The organism is Kribbella sp. C-35 (assembly GCF_046549195.1).
In the GTDB taxonomy this organism is placed as follows: domain Bacteria; phylum Actinomycetota; class Actinomycetes; order Propionibacteriales; family Kribbellaceae; genus Kribbella.
On sequence record NZ_JAJPWG010000008.1, the window covers coordinates 233,334 to 249,828 of the forward strand.

Annotated in this window: 18 protein-coding genes; 10 read left to right on the forward strand and 8 right to left on the reverse strand. The window is 68.0% G+C overall.

Annotation, left to right across the window (positions count from 1 at the left end; genetic code table 11):
- The first annotated feature begins 27 nt into the window (after nucleotides 1–27).
- Both ACLJOO_RS40675 and ACLJOO_RS40680 read left to right on the forward strand, forming a co-directional pair.
- The gene (locus ACLJOO_RS40675; protein ID WP_410793468.1) at nucleotides 28–1,146 is read left to right on the forward strand and encodes a DNA cytosine methyltransferase; all 1,119 of its coding nucleotides are present in this window, start codon (nucleotides 28–30) and stop codon (nucleotides 1,144–1,146) included.
- Between the two features lie 177 nt (nucleotides 1,147–1,323).
- Nucleotides 1,324–2,238, forward strand: a complete 915-nt coding sequence (locus ACLJOO_RS40680; protein WP_410793470.1) for an aldo/keto reductase — start codon at nucleotides 1,324–1,326, stop codon at nucleotides 2,236–2,238.
- 40 nt (nucleotides 2,239–2,278) lie between these two features.
- Here the strand turns inward: ACLJOO_RS40680 and ACLJOO_RS40685 are convergent, their stop codons facing one another.
- Nucleotides 2,279–3,142: a LysR family transcriptional regulator gene (locus ACLJOO_RS40685; RefSeq protein ID WP_410793472.1), complete on the reverse strand. Its 864-nt coding sequence runs from the start codon at nucleotides 3,140–3,142 to the stop codon at nucleotides 2,279–2,281.
- Between the two features lie 61 nt (nucleotides 3,143–3,203).
- Between ACLJOO_RS40685 and ACLJOO_RS40690 the strand changes: the two genes are divergently transcribed.
- The gene (locus tag ACLJOO_RS40690; protein ID WP_410793474.1) at nucleotides 3,204–4,199 is read left to right on the forward strand and encodes an aldo/keto reductase; all 996 of its coding nucleotides are present in this window, start codon (nucleotides 3,204–3,206) and stop codon (nucleotides 4,197–4,199) included.
- On the forward strand, nucleotides 4,196–4,750 hold the full coding sequence (locus ACLJOO_RS40695; protein WP_410793476.1) for a nuclear transport factor 2 family protein: 555 nt from the start codon (nucleotides 4,196–4,198) through the stop codon (nucleotides 4,748–4,750). Before ACLJOO_RS40690 ends, ACLJOO_RS40695 begins: the two co-directional genes overlap by 4 nt.
- Here ACLJOO_RS40695 and ACLJOO_RS40700 read toward each other — a convergent pair.
- Both ACLJOO_RS40700 and ACLJOO_RS40705 read right to left on the reverse strand, forming a co-directional pair.
- Complete coding sequence (locus tag ACLJOO_RS40700) at nucleotides 4,702–5,073, reverse strand: RidA family protein (RefSeq protein WP_410793478.1); 372 nt, start codon at nucleotides 5,071–5,073, stop codon at nucleotides 4,702–4,704. The two genes, ACLJOO_RS40695 and ACLJOO_RS40700, sit on opposite strands and share 49 nt — an antisense overlap.
- A gap of 25 nt (nucleotides 5,074–5,098) precedes the next feature.
- Nucleotides 5,099–5,986: a LysR family transcriptional regulator gene (locus ACLJOO_RS40705; protein WP_410793480.1), complete on the reverse strand. Its 888-nt coding sequence runs from the start codon at nucleotides 5,984–5,986 to the stop codon at nucleotides 5,099–5,101.
- A gap of 399 nt (nucleotides 5,987–6,385) precedes the next feature.
- Between ACLJOO_RS40705 and ACLJOO_RS40710 the strand changes: the two genes are divergently transcribed.
- Both ACLJOO_RS40710 and ACLJOO_RS40715 read left to right on the forward strand, forming a co-directional pair.
- A complete protein-coding gene (locus tag ACLJOO_RS40710; protein ID WP_410793481.1) occupies nucleotides 6,386–7,288 on the forward strand; it encodes an SEC-C metal-binding domain-containing protein in 903 nt (300 codons plus the stop codon).
- Nucleotides 7,278–7,694, forward strand: a complete 417-nt coding sequence (locus ACLJOO_RS40715) for a hypothetical protein (RefSeq protein WP_410793483.1) — start codon at nucleotides 7,278–7,280, stop codon at nucleotides 7,692–7,694. Before ACLJOO_RS40710 ends, ACLJOO_RS40715 begins: the two co-directional genes overlap by 11 nt.
- 14 nt (nucleotides 7,695–7,708) lie before the next feature.
- On the opposite strand, the gene ACLJOO_RS40720 is transcribed toward ACLJOO_RS40715, so the two are convergent.
- Entirely contained in the window at nucleotides 7,709–10,519 is a 2,811-nt protein-coding gene (locus ACLJOO_RS40720) for a BTAD domain-containing putative transcriptional regulator (protein ID WP_410793485.1), read from the reverse strand.
- A 9-nt stretch (nucleotides 10,520–10,528) separates the two neighbouring features.
- Between ACLJOO_RS40720 and ACLJOO_RS40725 the strand changes: the two genes are divergently transcribed.
- Complete coding sequence (locus ACLJOO_RS40725) at nucleotides 10,529–11,092, forward strand: GNAT family N-acetyltransferase (protein ID WP_410793487.1); 564 nt, start codon at nucleotides 10,529–10,531, stop codon at nucleotides 11,090–11,092.
- Between the two features lie 72 nt (nucleotides 11,093–11,164).
- Nucleotides 11,165–11,941 carry a L,D-transpeptidase family protein gene (locus tag ACLJOO_RS40730; protein ID WP_410793489.1) on the forward strand — a complete coding sequence of 259 codons (777 nt, stop codon included), beginning with the start codon at nucleotides 11,165–11,167 and terminating at the stop codon, nucleotides 11,939–11,941.
- A 299-nt stretch (nucleotides 11,942–12,240) separates the two neighbouring features.
- Here the strand turns inward: ACLJOO_RS40730 and ACLJOO_RS40735 are convergent, their stop codons facing one another.
- The gene (locus ACLJOO_RS40735; RefSeq protein ID WP_410793491.1) at nucleotides 12,241–12,813 is read right to left on the reverse strand and encodes a TetR/AcrR family transcriptional regulator; all 573 of its coding nucleotides are present in this window, start codon (nucleotides 12,811–12,813) and stop codon (nucleotides 12,241–12,243) included.
- 70 nt (nucleotides 12,814–12,883) lie between these two features.
- Here ACLJOO_RS40735 and ACLJOO_RS40740 point away from each other — a divergent pair, with 70 nt between their 5' ends.
- On the forward strand, nucleotides 12,884–13,333 hold the full coding sequence (locus ACLJOO_RS40740) for a pyridoxamine 5'-phosphate oxidase family protein (protein WP_410793493.1): 450 nt from the start codon (nucleotides 12,884–12,886) through the stop codon (nucleotides 13,331–13,333).
- Nucleotides 13,334–13,387: 54 nt separating this feature from the next.
- Here ACLJOO_RS40740 and ACLJOO_RS40745 read toward each other — a convergent pair whose 3' ends face one another.
- Nucleotides 13,388–13,810 carry a nuclear transport factor 2 family protein gene (locus ACLJOO_RS40745; RefSeq protein ID WP_410793555.1) on the reverse strand — a complete coding sequence of 141 codons (423 nt, stop codon included), beginning with the start codon at nucleotides 13,808–13,810 and terminating at the stop codon, nucleotides 13,388–13,390.
- On the opposite strand from ACLJOO_RS40745, the gene ACLJOO_RS40750 reads away from it, so the two are divergent.
- A complete protein-coding gene (locus tag ACLJOO_RS40750; RefSeq protein WP_410793494.1) occupies nucleotides 13,716–14,078 on the forward strand; it encodes a hypothetical protein in 363 nt (120 codons plus the stop codon). The genes ACLJOO_RS40745 and ACLJOO_RS40750 overlap by 95 nt on opposite strands.
- 189 nt (nucleotides 14,079–14,267) lie before the next feature.
- On the opposite strand, the gene ACLJOO_RS40755 is transcribed toward ACLJOO_RS40750, so the two are convergent.
- Nucleotides 14,268–15,638: an amidase gene (locus ACLJOO_RS40755; RefSeq protein ID WP_410793496.1), complete on the reverse strand. Its 1,371-nt coding sequence runs from the start codon at nucleotides 15,636–15,638 to the stop codon at nucleotides 14,268–14,270.
- A 21-nt stretch (nucleotides 15,639–15,659) separates the two neighbouring features.
- A complete protein-coding gene (locus ACLJOO_RS40760) occupies nucleotides 15,660–16,439 on the reverse strand; it encodes an SDR family NAD(P)-dependent oxidoreductase (protein ID WP_410793498.1) in 780 nt (259 codons plus the stop codon).
- Nucleotides 16,440–16,495 lie beyond the last annotated feature (56 nt).

The following is a 16,495-nucleotide window of genomic DNA, read 5'->3' on the forward strand; positions in this document are numbered from 1 at the left end:
CTCTCGACGCCCATATACTCTCGCCTCATGACCCGGGATCGGCATGGTCTGCCTGCGGAATTCGACATGGTGGACCTGTTCGCAGGACCCGGTGGACTCGACGTCGCGGCGCGATGGCTCGGAGTGACAGCTGTCGGAATCGAATGGGATCCGAACGCCTGCGCTACTCGGCTCGAGGCAGGTCTCGCGACCGACGACGTCGGCGACGTACGCGACCACACGCCGGAGAAGTTTCGCGGGGCTAGGATCCTCGCCGGCGGGCCACCTTGCCAGACGTACACCGTTGCGGGCAACGGCGACGGTCGGCGCGCATTGAACCTGGTTGTCAGCGCTGCGAGGAGCATGGCGTCCGGCGACGACGCGGAGTCCGTGCTCACGACCGTCGACGAGCGGACCAGACTTGTGCTCGAGCCGCTGCGTTGGGCCCTCGACGCCTATCGGTCGGGCGATCCTTTCGAAGCGGTCGTTCTCGAGCAGGTTCCTGCCGTTCTGCCGGTCTGGAAGACGGTGCGAGAAGTACTTTCGAGCATCGGGTACAGCTGCGACTGCGGAATTCTCCGAACCGAGCAGTTCGGCGTCCCCCAGACCAGGCGTCGTGCGATCCTCGTCGCCAGACTCGACGCCGAGGCAGCCCTCCCGACACCGACCCATCGGCCGTTCCGCCGAGAGATCTCCCGCAACGACGGCGACTCGACTCTCAGGCCCTGGCGGACGATGTACGAGGCGCTCGACCGGCCTGAACCGTTCACAGTTGTCTCCAACTACGGGACCGGAGGAGATCCCAAGAAGCGCGGGCGTCGTACCTCCGACCAACCGGCGTTCACGGTGACCGGAAAGGTCACGCGCAACCGGGTGAAGACGGCCGGCGGACAGGACGATCGAATCACGCTCGCCGAGGCCGGTGTGCTGCAGACCTTCCCTCACGACTATCCATGGTCCGGACGCGACATCGCCCAACAGATCGGCAACGCGATCCCGCCTCGCCTCGCCGTTCATGTCCTGGCATCCGCGCTCGGCCGGTGCGTGGACGAGGACTCACTCGACACAGCCATCTCCCGAAGCTGGGCCGACGCCAAGATCGAGTCACCATTGGTCCAATCGACTGCCGTCGATCCGGAGCCTTCGCTGTTCTCGGCCGGCGCCTGACAGCCCTGCGCCATCGGCCCGACCGCTACCCCGCGCGGACTTTCAGAAGTCCGGGCGATCGGATCATGCGAAATCTCCTGTTGGAACTCTTAGCGGGGGCGCGGGAGGGTGGGGTATATGGACTTCACTCAGCTTGGGCGTACGGGACTGAATGTCAGTCGGATCGTTTTGGGGACTATGAACTTTGGGCCTCTGACCGAGGTGGGGGATGCGCACGCGATCATGGATCGGGCGCATGAGGTGGGGATCAACTTCTTCGATACGGCGAACGGGTATGGGCGGGCTATCTACCCGGGGCGGACCGAGGAGATCATCGGGGAGTGGTTCGCCAAGGACGCCAAGAACCGGGAGAAGACGGTGCTGGCGACCAAGGTGTACGGCGACATGGGTGACGGCTGGCCGAACGAGGGGAAGCTGTCGGCCCTGAACATCCGCCGCGCGCTGGACGCGAGCTTGAAGCGGTTGCAGACGGACTACGTGGATCTGTACCAGTTCCACCACATCGACCGGAACACGCCGTGGGAAGAGATCTGGCAGGCGATGGAGGTCGCCGTACAGCAGGGGAAGGTCCTGTACGCCGGGTCGAGCAACTTCGCCGGATGGCACATCGCGCAGGCGCAGGAGGCGGCGGCGCGGCGCAACTATGTCGGGCTGGTCAGCGAGCAGTCGCTGTACAACCTCGCCCAGCGGGACATCGAGCGTGAGGTGCTGCCGGCGGCGCAGGCGTACGGGCTGGGCGTGATTCCGTGGTCGCCGCTGCACGGTGGGTTGCTGGGTGGTGTGATCCGGAAGGAGAACGAGGGCGTACGGCGCCTTGAGGGCCGCTCCAAGGAGACGCTCGAGAAGCTCCGGCCGCAGATCGAGCAGTACGAGGCGTTCGCGGACGAACTCGGGCATGAGCCGGGTGAGCTCGCGCTCGCGTGGCTGCTGCACCAGCCCGCGGTGACCGGTCCGATCGTCGGCCCGCGGACGATGGAGCAGCTGGAGTCCGCCGTACGCGCGGTCGACATCAAGCTCGACGAGAAGTCGCTGACCCGCCTCGACGAGATCTTCCCGGGCTACAAGACCGCCCCGGAGGACTACGCCTGGTGAGTCGCAAGGCCGCCGTACACAACCGCGTGTACGGCGGCCTTCAGGGCTGGATCGAGTCGAGGAACTCACGTACGGCGTCGCGGTTGTCGGTACGGCGCCATGCGACCGCGAGCTCGGCCGGCGGGAGATCGGGGACGGGGCGGCAGACCAGGCCGGGACGTTGGTACAGGCCGGTGTTGCCTTCCGCGAGAAGGGCTATGCCGACGCCGGCGGTGACCAGCTCGAGGACCTCGTCGGCGGCGGTGGCCTCGGCCGCCACGACAGGTGGACCGGGTCGGGCGTCGACGGCCAGCCAGAAGTCGCGTAGCGGGCCGGCTGTCGCGGGAAGAGCCACGAACGGCTCGTCCAGGAGCATCGAGAACGGGATCGAAGGGCGGTCCGCCAAAGGATGCTGGACGGGTAGAGCGACCCAGCGGGGTTCGCTGATCAGCACGCGGGTCGCGAAGTCGGCGGAGATCGGGAGCCAGACGAAGGCGACGTCGCTGGTTCCGTCGGCCAGGCCGGCGGTGGGGTCGTCCCAGCCGACCAGGCGCAGCGAGACCGTCCAGCCGGGGAGCGTGGCGCGGAAGCGTTCGACGGCGGGGCGTTGGAGGTCACGGCCGACAGCGGTCTGCATGCCGACGACCAGCTGATGCGGGTGGGCTGCCGCCCGCGCTTCGGCGTACCCGCGGTCCCAGGCGGCGAGCACCTCCCTCGCCACCGGGAGCAAGACCGACCCCTGCGAGGTCAGGGTCAGTCCGCGCGGCCGGCGGTCGAAGAGGTCGAAGCCGAGGCGGCGTTCGAGGGCGCGGAGCTGCTTGGAGAGTGCGGGCTGCGAGACGAACAGGCGGGCGGCCGCGGCCGTCACGGTTGATTCCTCGGCGGCCGCGACGAAGTACCGGAGCTCGCGCAGGTGCGCATCCATAACCAACGGTTATATCAACAGGTCTTGGTGCCGCGGCGGGGTGCGCGTCGATGCTGGGCGCATGACGAAGACACGCAACCTCGGCGGGCTCGACGTACCGGCGATCGGGTTCGGTGCGATGGTGCTCTCCCCCGGCATGTACGGCGCGATCGACGACGACCGCGCACTCTCGGCTTTGACCGCGGCGATCGACGCCGGCGGGACGTTCATCGACACCAGTGACGCGTACGGCGACAGCGGGCACAACGAAACCCTGATCGGGCGGGCGATTCGCGGGCGGCGCGACGAGGTGACGGTGGCGACCAAGTTCGGGCTCCGGCTGAGCGAAGGTGCGCAGGCGCATCCCCTCGAGGTCGGGTTCGCGTTCGAGCAGCTGCTCGTGAACGCGGAGCCGAAGTACATTCGCGGGTACGCCGAGTCCAGTCTGCGCAACCTCGGCATCGACGTGATCGACCTGTACTACCTGCACTTCCCGGATCCGCAGGTGCCGATCGAGGACACCGTCGGCGCGATGGCCGAACTCGTTGCCGATGGCAAAGTTCGGCACCTCGGAGTGTGCAACGTGACGGCGCAGGAGCTGCGGCGAGCGTACGACGTACATCCGATCGCAGCCGTCCAGACCGAGTGGTCGATGTGGCGGCCGATCGCTCCCGAGCTGCTCGACGTGGCGCGCGAACTCGGCGTCGGCGTCGTACCGTGGAGCCCGCTCGGCGCCGGGTTCCTGACGGGCACCGTGCAGGCGCTGGACAAGGACGACTTCCGGAACAACGCGCCGCGTTTCGACGCCGCGAGCCTGAAGGCGAACAACGCGTCGTACGACGCACTTCACGCGCTCGCCGCGGACCTCGGGATCACGCGGAGTCAGCTCGCGCTCGCGTGGTTGCTGCACCAGGATCCGGCGGTCGTGCCGATTCCGGGCAGCCGTACGCCGGCGCACATCGTGGAGAACCTGGCGGCCGCGGACATCACCCTGCACCCGGACACGCTCCAGCGCATCGACGCTGTGCTCGCGCGTCTGACACCAGTCGGCGCGACCCTGCTCCGGGACAAGCGGTGATCGCTGCCCGCGCGGTCGGACCGTTGGTTGCCGCGGCAATCGTCCTCACCCTCGCCGGCTGCGGCCGACCGTCCGCCGCGCCCGAAGAGGGACGCCGTTCGAGTGAGCCCGCTCCATCAAGCGGGTCCGGCGCATCAAGCGGGACCGGCGGGTCGAGCAGTGCGGGTACAACGGCGCCGTACGACGTGCTGCCGGCGGCACGGACGTACGTCGACGCGGTCAACCGGCGGGACCTCGACGGTCTCGTGAACGCGTTCCGCCCGGATGGACAAGTCGTCGACGTGTCGCGGACGATCACCGGCCGGGACGCGATCCGGACCTGGGCTCGCAACGAGGTGATCGGGGGCAGCCTGCGCGTCGTACGTGTCGTGGAACGGCGGCCTGACGGACAGAAGCTGCTGGTCCACTGGGCACCGGCCGGATCGAATGGCTGGCCGGCCCACTACGACTCACTGTCGCGGGTGCTCAGATCAGTCAGGCGGACCTGCAGTACGCGTGACGCTCACTTGGCGGCGATTGCTTCTATTTCCAGCAGCCATGCTTCGTCGTAGATGCCGGTGATGATGACGGTGAGAGCTGGGGCGTGGTCGCCGAGCATTTCCTGGCGAATGGTCGAGTTTTCGGCCCGATAGGCGCGATCCGACAGGTAGGTCGTGACCTTGATCAAGTCGGCGAGGACCATGTCGTGATGACTCAGAGCGGTCGTGATGTTGGTCCAGGCCTGGCGGCACTGGGTGGCGAAGTCCGGGGCGAGGTCGCCGGTGGGTGAGACCGGAATCTGGCCGGAGATATAGACGGTGCGGGCGGGGGCAGCGACCTCGACAGAGTGCCGGTAGCCGCCTCCGTCAGGGACGAGTGGTCCGGGTGTGATCACACCCGGATCATCGCAACGCCGAAGGTCAGGCGTGGACCGCCGTCGTGGGGAGCATGCCGATCAGGGCGTCGGCGGCCAGGGAGGCGGCGGGGCCGGTGGGGACGGCGACGGAGACTTGCCAGTCGGAGGCGGTGCCGGGGGCCAGGGAGACGGTGACGTGGTCGCCGCGTTTGGCGGCGATGCGTTCGGGGACGAGCGCCACGCCGAGGTCGTAGGCGACCAGGGCGAGGAGGGTGTGTACGTCGTTGACCTCGATCGTCACCGGGTGTGCGACGCCGGCCGTGGTGAACGCGCGGTCGGAGATGGCGCGGGCGCCCCAGGTCGGGTCGAAATCGACGAACGACTCCCCCGCCAGATCGTCGAGGGTCACGCCGGACGCCTTCGCGAGCCGGTGGTCGGGAGCGCAGACGAGAACCATCGACTCACGCGACAGTGGGCGCAGGTCGAGCCCGTCGACCGGGTCGCCGGCGGTCGCGACGAACGCGACGTCGAGGCGGCCGGACGCGAGTTCGTCGAGCATCGGCGTGGAGCCGCCTTGGCGGACCTCGATCTCTACGCCCGGGTACGCGGACCGGAACTTTGCGAGCAGCGCCGGTACGTCGACCACCCCGAGGCACTGCTCGAGCCCGACCGTGAGGTGACCGCGCAGCAATCCCTGGACCGCGGCGACGGCGTCCTTCGCGGCCTCGGCGGCGGCGAGGGTACGTCGCCCCTCGCAGAGCAGCGCCCGCCCTGCCTCGGTGAGCTCGACGCTGCGGGTGTTGCGGACGAACAGACTCGCTCGAAGCTCACGTTCGAGCGCGCGGATCGAGGCGGACAACCCGGACTGCGAGATCGACATCGCCTCAGCAGCCCGCGTGAAGTGCTTCTGCTCGGCCACCGCCACGAAGTGTTCCAAGTGCCTCAGCTCCATGACTAAGAACTGTAGTCGATGGAAGGAAATCGATTCACCTGTCCCGCATGTTGGCGCGACCGCTCGGCGCACCACCGCGGACTGCCAGGTCCATCCCGGCCGACCGCCAGGCCATCACAAATGCGCATGTGCCGCTCGCTCCAGGCGGCGAACGGCGCCGACTGCGCGATTGTGATGGCCTGGCGGTCGGCGTCCAGCGGGTAGGGCGGACGTGGGCCACTCACCAAGCGGGCGAGGACCGGGAGCCGCACCAGGCCGCCACGCTCAGGAGGGACGGCATGGCGCCGCGGTGGTGACGTTGGTGAGTGCGGTAGGTCCGCACGGGGAGCGAGCAGCCAGATATCCACAGGTCGAAAACAGCGCGCTCGCGGCGAGGCCGTTCCGAATACGTTCCCCGGCATGGAAGACCCGCTGGCGGACGAGCTCCGCGATCACTGGACAGACATCGGCCTTGGCCGGACTTTCACCTTGCTCATCGCCGCTCAGGAGCACGTGAAGATGAGACGGGCTGAGCGAGCGTTGGCGATTTGGCAGCAGTTGATTGATGAGGGAGGCACAGCTGGTGATGACGCCCGCGTCGACCATGCCGACTTCCTGTTCGAGCAGGGCAGGAACGACGAAGCACGGAGCGAACTCGACGCCGTGATGGCGAGCAATCGGATCTACAGCTTCGCGTGGTGCAGCGCAGCCGAGTTGCTCGAGAGGCGCGGTGAGTTGGACGAAGCCCGGTTCTGGTACGAGATCGCGGCCGACCAGCTGACCGCCGACGACATCACCACCGGGTTGCACCGGATCCAGGATCTGTTGACCGGTCGCCGGCGCGTGAACTGGGCGTTGGGGCTTCCGCTCGATGCGCTCGATCTCATGGGAGCCCAGAGTGAGGATGAGGCGGCGGACAGAGAGGCCGAGCTGCACGACCTGCTACGCAATCCAACGGTGAGCGATGGCAGCATCCAGGTCTGGGATCGCGGCGAGTTCGACGACACCGTGCGATGGCGCAGGCACTTCATCGGCGAGAACGCGGACGGCTACTGCCGCAGGGTCGAGCGAGTGCTGCGCGCCCAGGATCAGCGCGTCACCATCGCCACCTGGACGTACGGCGGCCTGCTCGATTGCCTGCGCGATGCCAGGATCCGGCACGATGAGCTGCCTGACGGCAGACGGATCGCGTGGCCACCGCCGCGTAACCAGCCGTGCTGGTGCGGATCTGGCGTCAAGTACAAGAAGTGCTGCGGCGGACCATTGCCACGCGTTGAGCCTGCGTCGAATGTCAGTAGGTATGGTGTCGCCCATGGCGGATGAGGAGTTTCGGGTTGAGGTTGTGCTCAGTGACGAGGGGCACGGGTTGACGTTCTGGGATCGGTTGCGGGCGTTGGATCTGGATGACGACGCGCGGAAGCGGCTCGGGAGTCAGGTGACGGTGACCCGGGACGGGAACCGGATGCTGCTGTACACGCACACGCTCGACGACGCGCAGGAAGCCGAGCGGACCGCGAAGGATCTGGTGGCCGACGAGCACCTCGACGCGACGTACACGGTCACACGGTGGAATCCGGCCGAGCAGGACTGGACCGACCCGAGCGTGCCGGTCGGCCCGCACGACGCCGCCGGTGACGCCGCGAAGAACGCGGACATGGAAGTCCCGGACCCGCGGTACGTCGTGATGCAGGCCTACAAGCCCGAGTTCCTCCGCGACCTCGGCCTTTAACCGGTCAAGCCGGGTCAGCGCGGGGTGTAGCCCGTTTGGTGGCAGAAGGTGTTGGCGGCGGTTTGGTGGGTGGTCGCTTCGGTGGGGCGGTTGAGGGCGGTGCAGCAGTGGGCCAGGAGGCTGTGGGACCACTGTTGGCCGATGCCGTACTCGGCGGCGTCCGACTCGGCTAGGGCCTGGGTCGCCTGGGCGTAGGCCAACTCGACCTCGCCGTCGAGGAAGTTGCACTGGGCAAGGTCGGCGTGGAGTTCGGCGAGGATGGTCCCGTAGCCCGACTTCGTGGCGAGTGCCTCGCCTTCCTCGAAGTACGCTCGGGCGGTAGCCACGTCGCCGGCGAACAGGTGGGACTCGGCAAGTGCCTGCAGGGCGACACAAGCGTCGTACCCGTTGCCGATCTCGCGGCTCTCGCGTAGTACCTCGGTCGCGATCCGGCGCGCCCCCTCGTGGTGCCCGAGCCGGTTCTCGACACCAGCCCTGGCCAGTCCCCACTGGACCCGGTCGAGGCGGTTGTCCACCAGCGGCTCGGCGGTCCGCAGATCCGCCGCGGCGAGCTCCAGTTCGCCGAGTTCCTTGTACGCCCCGGCACGGTTGACCAAGGCAACGAGTCGGTCGTTGCTCGTCGGACCCGTGTACTCCAGTGACTCGGTGATGCAGGCCACGGCCTCGCGGAACTCCCCGAGATGAATGTGGTTCATCGCCTGCGCATTCAGCCCGCGTGGCATCCGCGCGAACTCGCCGCAAGCCCGGAACACAGCCAATCCCTGCCGGAACGCCTCAGCGGACTCGCGGAGCCGTCCCTGAGCGTTATAGCTGACCGCGATGTTGCACCGCAGCGCACCTTCGCCAAGCGTGAACCCGCACGCGCGGTACAGCTCTGCGGCCTGCTCGAAGAGGGCGACCGCCTCCTCGTTCTCCCCCGCCTGCCGAGCGAGTACGCCGCGCGCGTGCAGCATCGCGCCGCGGCCGGCCTGATCACCCGACGTACGAGCGCCGAGCTCGCCGAGCCGGATCAGCGCACGCCATGTGCCGGACAGACTGTTTTCATAGAGGTAGAGCCGCACGATGTCCGCGAGCTGCCACGCGACGTCGGGCGTCCCGAGCTCCAGGGCACGTTGCGCGACGGCCTCGACGTTGAGCAGTTCGGCCGCCAGCCAGTCCTCCGGATCCGTCACGGTGAGGTCGTCGTACGCCGGGATCGGGATGCGGACCGCGCCCGGTTCCAGGACGGTCATCGCCGCGTTCGCCGTACCGACGTACCAGCGGCACAACGATGTCCACGCGTCGAGGTCCGGCTCGGCGAGGTGGGCGGCGTACTCCTTGACCAGGTCGTGCATGAGGTAGCGGCCGTGACCGACCGATTGCAGCAGGCTGGCGGCTTCGAGGCGGTTGAGGACCTGGTCGTACGTCGGCCCGATGAGCGCCTCGGCCGCGTCCGGCGCGAACTCCTGTCCCGGGAACAGCGAGAGCAGCCTGAAGCCGCGTTGCACCTCCGGGTCGAGCAGGTCGTACGACGTTCTGAAGGCGGAACTGACCGCGGTGTCGTCGTCGATGGTGAGTGTCGCGAGCGCCCCGGTACGACGCGTGCGTGAGACGAAGGCCGCGACCGAGCCCCGCGAGGCGACGGCGCCTGCGATGCGGAGGGCGAGCGGAAGGCCGGCGCACAGATCGACCAGTTCCTGAACGTCCGCATTGGTTGCCTGAAGCATCGAATGGACGAGGGCGGTGCCGGCCTCCGGGCTGAGGACCGGGACGCGGAGCGGGATGCCGCCGTCGAGCGCGGCAAGCGCGTCCAGCGGGTTCCGGCTGGTGACCAGGACGGCGCTGGTCGGCGTACCGGGGAGGAGCGGCCGGACCTGCGCCGCATCCTGCGCGTCGTCGAGGACGAGCAGGATGTTGCGCGTCGCCAGCCGCGACCGGAAGAGGGCGGCGCGCGCATCGCGGTCGTCCGGGATCGCGTGCGGGTCGACGCCGGACGCCCGCAGCAACTCGACCAGTACGTCGTCTGCGCGCCGCGGCTGGTCCGATGCGCCACGGAGACGAACGAACCACTGCCCGTCCGGGAAGCGTTCGGCCAACTCACTCGCGACGCGAACGGCGAGAGCCGTCTTGCCGACGCCGGGCGTGCCGGAGAGCGCGACGATCCGGACGCCGTCGGTTGCGGTGAGCAGTCCAGCAACCTCGGTCACGAGGTCGTCGCGGCCGACGAGGTTGCGGATGTCGAGCGGGAGCTGGTTCTGATGCTGCCACTCGTCGTCGAGGGAGGAGGTCAGGATCGATTGGCGGAGTGCCCGCAGTTCGTCGGTCGGGTCGAGCCCGAACTCGTCGACGAGCCGCCCTGCGAATCCGTCGTACGTCGACAACGCCTCGGCCTGTCGTCCGCAGCGGTACAGCGCCTTCATCAGCAGCGCGGTCAGGCGGTCGCGCAGTGGTTCCTGTGCGCTGAGGGTCTGCAACTCCGGGAGTACGTCGGCGTGCTCGCCGCGGGCGAGGCGCGCATCGTAGTACTGCTCGATCGTGGTCAGCCGCTCCTCGCGCAGGCCGACCGCAACGGTCGGCTCGACCTCGACCGGATCGCCGCGCCACTGGTCGAGCGCGTGCCGAAGGTGCTCCACCTGCCGCGCCGGATCCGCCGCGGCCGCGGCCACCGCGGCCCGGAACGCGACGAGATCGGACGGTTCGGCAGCGAGCAGGTACCCGCGGCCGCGGGTCTGCAGTACGCCGCCGACGAGGTCGCGCAGGCGCCGCACATAGGTGTGGACGGTGGCGGTCGGGTTCGCCGGCTGGGGCGCGCCGTCCGGCCAGAGCCTGTCGATCAGCTCGTCCACCGGCACATCGTGTTGCGGCCTGTGCAGGAAGAGGATGTGGCTCTGTTCCAGCGGTTCGCGGTTGAGCCGGGGTTGATCGGGCTGGACTGGAACGGGTTCCGGGATGCGCAGGCTCCAGTACGGCGGTATGCCGAGGACGGGTTCCTGGGCACGGACGACGGGCGGCTGATGGTGCGCACCGGATCCGACACGGCAGGGTTAGTGAACTGGCGGTCGGGGTCGTTCGACGGGCGTACGACGTACTGGGAGATCGGGATCGCGCTGCTGCCGGAGTACCGCGGGCGTGGGATCGGGTGGCGGGCGCAGGCGCAGCTGACGGCGTACCTGTTCGAGCACACGTCGGTGCACCGGATCCAGGCGGCGACGCATCCGGAGAACGCGGCCGAGCAGAAGTCCTTGGAAAAGGCGGGTTTCCGGCTCGAAGGAGTGATCCGCGGGTGCGAGTTCCGGGCCGGACGGCTGCGCGACGGATACCTGTACAGCCGGTTGCGGGACGATCCGGCGCCCGAACTCGGCAACGGTTCGGTGACAGGATCCGGCGCGGCACCCGTTGAGGAACCTCTCGCAGATTAGTCTCGGCGGGTCGCTGCACGCTTACGCGGCGTGGTTCTGCGACGCTGAAAAAGCTGAGGGAGAGGGGAATTCGTGTCTCGTCGACGTGGTCTCGTTGCCGGAGCCGTCGTTCTGTCGTTCGTGCTCGCCGGCTGTTCCGACGTGGCCGCGAGTGAGACGACGCCTTCTCCATCTCAGGCTTCGAGCAGCACGCCTGCGACGACTCCGACGGCTTCACCGACCGTCAAGCCCACGGTGAAGCCGACCGTGAAGCCGAAGCCCAAGGTGAAGCAGAAGCCGGAGTACTACGCGCTACGCGTAGAACGGCAACTGAACAAGCTCGGGTACCCGGTCGGCGACATCGACGGCGACATCACCGCCCGCGCCAAGCAGGCGCTGTGCGCGTGGCGAGAGACCCACGGCCTGCCGGTCAGCCGCAAGGGACTCAGCCTGAACGACGCGTACTCGGTGCTCAACGCAACCAGTCGCCCGGCGCCGACCCGCTCCCCCGGCATCTACGTCAACAAGACCTGCCAGATCCTGTACCAAATCGTCGGAAAGTCCTACAAGCGGATCGTCTGGATTTCGACCGGCGGCCCCGGGTACGAGACCCCGAACCGCACCGGCGCGGTCTGGCGCAAGTGGGCGGGCGCACACGAGAGCAGCCTGTACGACGACGCGTACATGTACGACTCCCTCTACTTCCTCAAGGACCGCCCCGGCATCGCCCTGCACGGCTCCCGGGTCAACTCCCTCGTCAAGCCCTACCCCGACAGCCACCGCTGCGTCCGCGTAGTACGCCCCGAAATCCACCAGATCTTCACCGACACCCCCATCGGCACCAAGGTCCAGATCTACGGCGAGTACTAGTGACGTTCCTGCCGGGCTCAGCCGGCGTGTGATGGCCGATCGGGAGACGCTGGAGCTTGCGTACGCGCGGCTGGCCGAGTATCACAACGAGGATCTGCCGCAAGGTATCCCTCCGGTCACCGCGGAGACGTTCGCGGGCTACCAGGTCACGCCGTACGAGGAGTGGCTGATCTTCACCTCTGCGGACGGATTCACCAACCAGACCTTTCTGGTCAGTGGCCAGATGGTCTACGAGTCGCCAGGCTGGCAGTCGTACGAGGACGCCCTCACCGAAGCCCGGGCTTTGAAGGCGACCGGCGCTACCCGGCGCCGGTCGCAATCGTCACGACCAGTGTGGCGGCGCGGGTGGTCAGCTCTTCGGGGGCGGCTGCGCCGGCGTGGATCTGCATCGCGACCCCGTCGAGCAGGGACGTGATCAGGCGCGCGCGCATTCGAACTTCCGCCTCGGGGACTCCTTCGGAGACAGTGCGTAGGAGAACTCCGAGTTCCCTGTAGAAGGCCTCATAGATCTCGCGGTTGAGACGCGAGAAGCGTTCATGATGGTAGGCAAGGAGCGACATCGTTCCGAAGATGCTGCCTGCTCCGGTCGTCCAGTTCCGCACCAATGCCCGCGCGGCCGCTTCCAAGCCGTCGGCTGTCGTCGCGCTGTGGACGGCCGCGAGATCGTGCTCGAACTCGGCTCGGATCAGCGCCTCGAGCAGGTCGTCCCGGGATCGGAAGTAGTACTGCAGATTCCCCAGCGTCATCTCGCTCCTGGCCGCAACGCGCCGGAGGACGAACTGGTCGAACCCGTCCTCGACCAGCAACTCCCGCGCCGCAGCCAGCACGGCGTCCCGGCGTGCTCTGCCACGGTCGCTGAACGAGGTGGTCACACCCGCACCCTAGCTGACTCTAGGTCGTTGACCTATCATTAGGTCAACGACCTAAATGAGAGGAATCCGGATGCCAGACCGTATGACCCGGGCGGAGCGCGAGACCTTCCTCGCCGAAGTACGCGTCGGAGTGCTGTCCGTCGAATCGGAGGATCCAGAGCGTGGGCCGGTCACCGCCCCGGTGTGGTACGACTACTCGCCGGACAGGGGCGTGACCGTGATCATGAACGGAAAGTCCCGCAAGGGCATCGCGATCGACGCCGCCCGGCGGTTCGTTCTCGTCGTCCAGTCGGAGGCGACCCCGTACCGCTACGTGACCGTCGAAGGACCGGTCGCTGAGATCCGAGCAACCGATACAGCGAAAGACCTACTACCCCTCGCGATCCGCTACCTGGGCGACGCCTTCGGCAAGGAGTACACGCAGGAGTGGGAACGAGCCGGCGGGCCTGACACCGACCTCGTCTACGTCATGAAGCCACAGCAATGGAACACCGCCGACTTCACGAGCGATTTCAGCTGATCGCACCGAGCAGCCACCTGCCGAAGGCGTGGCCGCTCGGCTCGATGCCGTGAGTTAGTGCTTCGGTAGGCGTTCGACGTGGGGTTTGGGGGTGCCGTCGTAGGGGTTGGGTGGGAGGCCTGTTAGTAGGTCAGGCAGGTTGAAGGTTTGGAAGAGGGTCAGGTCGAAGAAGGCGACTGCGTGGACTATTGCGGTGGCAGTGAGGGTCAGGACCTGGATCTGGAAGGCTCGGTGGATGTCGTCCTTCGGGTCTCGCATGTAGACGGCGAAGGCGGGGTGGCCGTTGGCGGTCAGCGGGACGAGGTACTGGTCGCCGGGGCGTTCGGCTGGGCAGTGGGTGCTGATCAGGCGGCCGATGTCGCGGGCGCCGCGGAACCATGACGTGAACGGGGGCATCTCCCAGATCGCGTCGTCGGTGAAGAGCGTGACGATCGCGGGTACGTCGTACTGCTCGAACGCCGCGCGGTACCGGGCCAGGGAGGACTTCGTCGGGTGCGACGAGCAGGCCGGCGTTGATCGGTGCGGGAGGAATGTCGCTCAGCAGGTCGGCGATGCTCGGTCGGCCCTCGAGGTGGAGGACGGTCACGGCGCGTTCGACGGGCGGGAGGCGTTGCAGCGCGGCGATCAGGCCGAGATCGATCGGATGGTCGTCCATCAGGTCCGCTGGAATGGGTTCCAGCCAGAGAATCTCGGAACGCTCGGAGAGCGCTCCCTCAGGATCATCGCTCGGCGCGGCGAGGTCTGACGGAAGCGGACGGCTGCCGACCTGCTGCAAGCAGGCGCGAGTGGCGTCCTCGTATCCCTTGCTGACAGCAGCGATCTCGACGGCGTCGGTGATGGATCCGAGCATCCGGTAGCAGTGCGAGACAAGACCGCGCTGCAGTTCGTCAGCGCGGTACGCCGTACCTCCGGAGCCGTTCATAGGACCAAGTCGTCACCTCATCGGCCAGTCTCGCTGTTCCGTACGCCGGCTGTCGAGATACTCGGCCAGGGCGAGCGCGCGCAGGTCCTGGTGATGCGGTACGGCGAGTTGCGCGCCGATCGGCAACCCGGACGTCGACCAGCCGGCGTTGACCGTGGTCGCGGGGTGCTGGGACATGTTGTACGGGACCGTGAAGGCGATGTGCTCGAACGGCTTCCCGGGATCATCCGTCGGGTACGCGAGCTCCGCCGGGAACGCCGTGATCGGGGCGACCGGCGACAGGATCACGTCGTACGTCGTGAACACCCGGCCGACCGCGGCCGCCATCGCGCCCATCTGGCTGTACCCGTCGAAGACGTCCGAAGCGGTGAGATCGGAGGCCGTCGAGACCCACTCGCGGATCTGCGGAAGCACCTTCGCGCGGCGTTCCTCGGGCAGTGCGGCGATGTCCGTGGCGGAGCGGATCCGCCAGAAGCGGTCGAGGCCGTCGAGCATCTCGCGGGTGATGATCGGCGTGATTGGTTCGACGATCGCGCCGGCCTTCTCTAGTACGGCGGCCGCGGACGAGACCGCTGCCGTGACCTCGGGATCGACCGGCAGCCCGACGCCCGCATCGAGCAGCAACGCAACGCGCAAACCGTCGAGGTCGACCTCGAAGACGTCGGACGCCAACGGGATCGAGGTGTGGTCGCGCGGGTCGTACCCGGACATGACCTGGAGTGCGAGCGCCGCATCCGGCGCCGTACGGGTCAGGGGTCCGATCGCGCGCCCGGCGTACGGGTTGCCGACCGCGATCCGCCCGTGCGTCGGCTTCAGCCCGACCAGTCCGCACCATCCGGCCGGCAACCGGATCGACCCGCCGATGTCGGTGCCGACGTGGATCGGCCCGTACCCGGCGGCCGCCGCGGCAGCCGCGCCCGCGCTCGAACCGCCGGCCGTCTTCGTCACGTCCCACGGATTGCGCGTCAACCGGTGGAAGGTCGAGACGCCGGACGACAACATCCCGTACTCGGGCATCGTCGTCTTGCTGAAGATCACCGCCCCGGCCGCCCGCAACCGCGCCGCGGCGGGCGCGTCCTCCGTGGCCGGGGAGAGAGCGGTTGCCGCCGTTCCTTGCGGTACGGGCGTTCCGCGCGTTGCGATGTTCTCCTTCACGGTCACCGGTACGCCGTCCAGTGCGCCCGCCGTACCGTCCCGCCAGCGACGCTCCGACTCGTGTGCCGCGGCCCGCGCACCCGTTGGGTCTGGTGCGTAGAGCGCGCAGAGCTGGGGTTCGAGCTGGTCGACGCGGGTCAGCACGTCCTCGATGACCTCGACCGGGGACACCGAGCCGTCGCGGTACTTCGCCAGGAGTTCGGTTGCCGTCAGGTCAGCGAGATTCATGCAGGCTCCCTCAGTAGCGGATCAGTTCGGTGGGTCGAAGCGGCCGTCGACTGCGGTCCAGCCGCCGTCGACCGCGAGAACGCTCCCCGTGACGAAGCTCGAGGCATCGGAGGCGAGGTAGACGACCGCGCCCGCGAGTTCGCTCGGTTGGGCCCAGCGGCCGAGCGCACCCTTCTGCGCGTACGCGTCGTACCAGCCCTTGTCGGCCTTGATCTGTGCGGTGAGCGGTGTTTCGACGACTCCCGGGGCGATCGCGTTCGCGCGGATGCCGGACGGGCCGAGTTCGGCGGCGGCGGTGCGCAGCAGCTGGACGAGGCCGGCTTTCGTTGCCGCGTACACCGATTGGCCCGGCTCGACCGTGGTGCCGCGGATCGAGCTGAACCCGATGATGCTGCCGCTCCCCCGCTCCGCCATGCCCCTCCCGAACGCGCGCAGCAGCTGGAACGACGCACGCAGGTTGAGCGCTACGACCCGGTCGAACTCCTCGCCGGTGTAGTCGAGAATCCGCTTCCGCACGTTCGTCGCCGCGGTGAACACCAACACATCCACAGGATCCAGCTCAACCACAGCCCGCTCAATCGCCAAGTCATCAAGCACATCAAGCCCGTACGCCGTCATACCCTGATCACCCGTCGCGTGCGCTGCTGTTTCTTGGGCGGCGGTGAGGTCTCGGTCTGCGCAGGTGACGCGGGCGCCGTGCGCGGCGAGGGCGAGAGCGCTCTCCCGGCCGATCCCGCTGCCGGCGCCGATCACCACCACGTGCTTGCCGTCGAGCCGGAACAACGTCGAGTAGTCCGTCACCGTGTCACCTCGTGTTCCTGTCTCGACCTTGTGCCCGCACCAACCGTTTTCGGCAC

What these genes read in the sequence shown, in the direction of transcription:
- ACLJOO_RS40715 (WP_410793483.1), top strand. Translation starts at nt 7,278, where the DNA reads ATGGCGGATGAGGAGTTTCGGGTTGAGGTTGTGCTCAGTGACGAGGGG.
- ACLJOO_RS40685 (WP_410793472.1), bottom strand. Translation starts at nt 3,142, where the DNA reads ATGGATGCGCACCTGCGCGAGCTCCGGTACTTCGTCGCGGCCGCCGAG.
- ACLJOO_RS40755 (WP_410793496.1), bottom strand. Translation starts at nt 15,638, where the DNA reads ATGAATCTCGCTGACCTGACGGCAACCGAACTCCTGGCGAAGTACCGC.
- ACLJOO_RS40740 (WP_410793493.1), top strand. Translation starts at nt 12,884, where the DNA reads ATGCCAGACCGTATGACCCGGGCGGAGCGCGAGACCTTCCTCGCCGAA.
- ACLJOO_RS40690 (WP_410793474.1), top strand. Translation starts at nt 3,204, where the DNA reads ATGACGAAGACACGCAACCTCGGCGGGCTCGACGTACCGGCGATCGGG.
- ACLJOO_RS40680 (WP_410793470.1), top strand. Translation starts at nt 1,324, where the DNA reads ATGAACTTTGGGCCTCTGACCGAGGTGGGGGATGCGCACGCGATCATG.
- ACLJOO_RS40710 (WP_410793481.1), top strand. Translation starts at nt 6,386, where the DNA reads ATGGAAGACCCGCTGGCGGACGAGCTCCGCGATCACTGGACAGACATC.
- ACLJOO_RS40705 (WP_410793480.1), bottom strand. Translation starts at nt 5,986, where the DNA reads ATGGAGCTGAGGCACTTGGAACACTTCGTGGCGGTGGCCGAGCAGAAG.
- ACLJOO_RS40675 (WP_410793468.1), top strand. Translation starts at nt 28, where the DNA reads ATGACCCGGGATCGGCATGGTCTGCCTGCGGAATTCGACATGGTGGAC.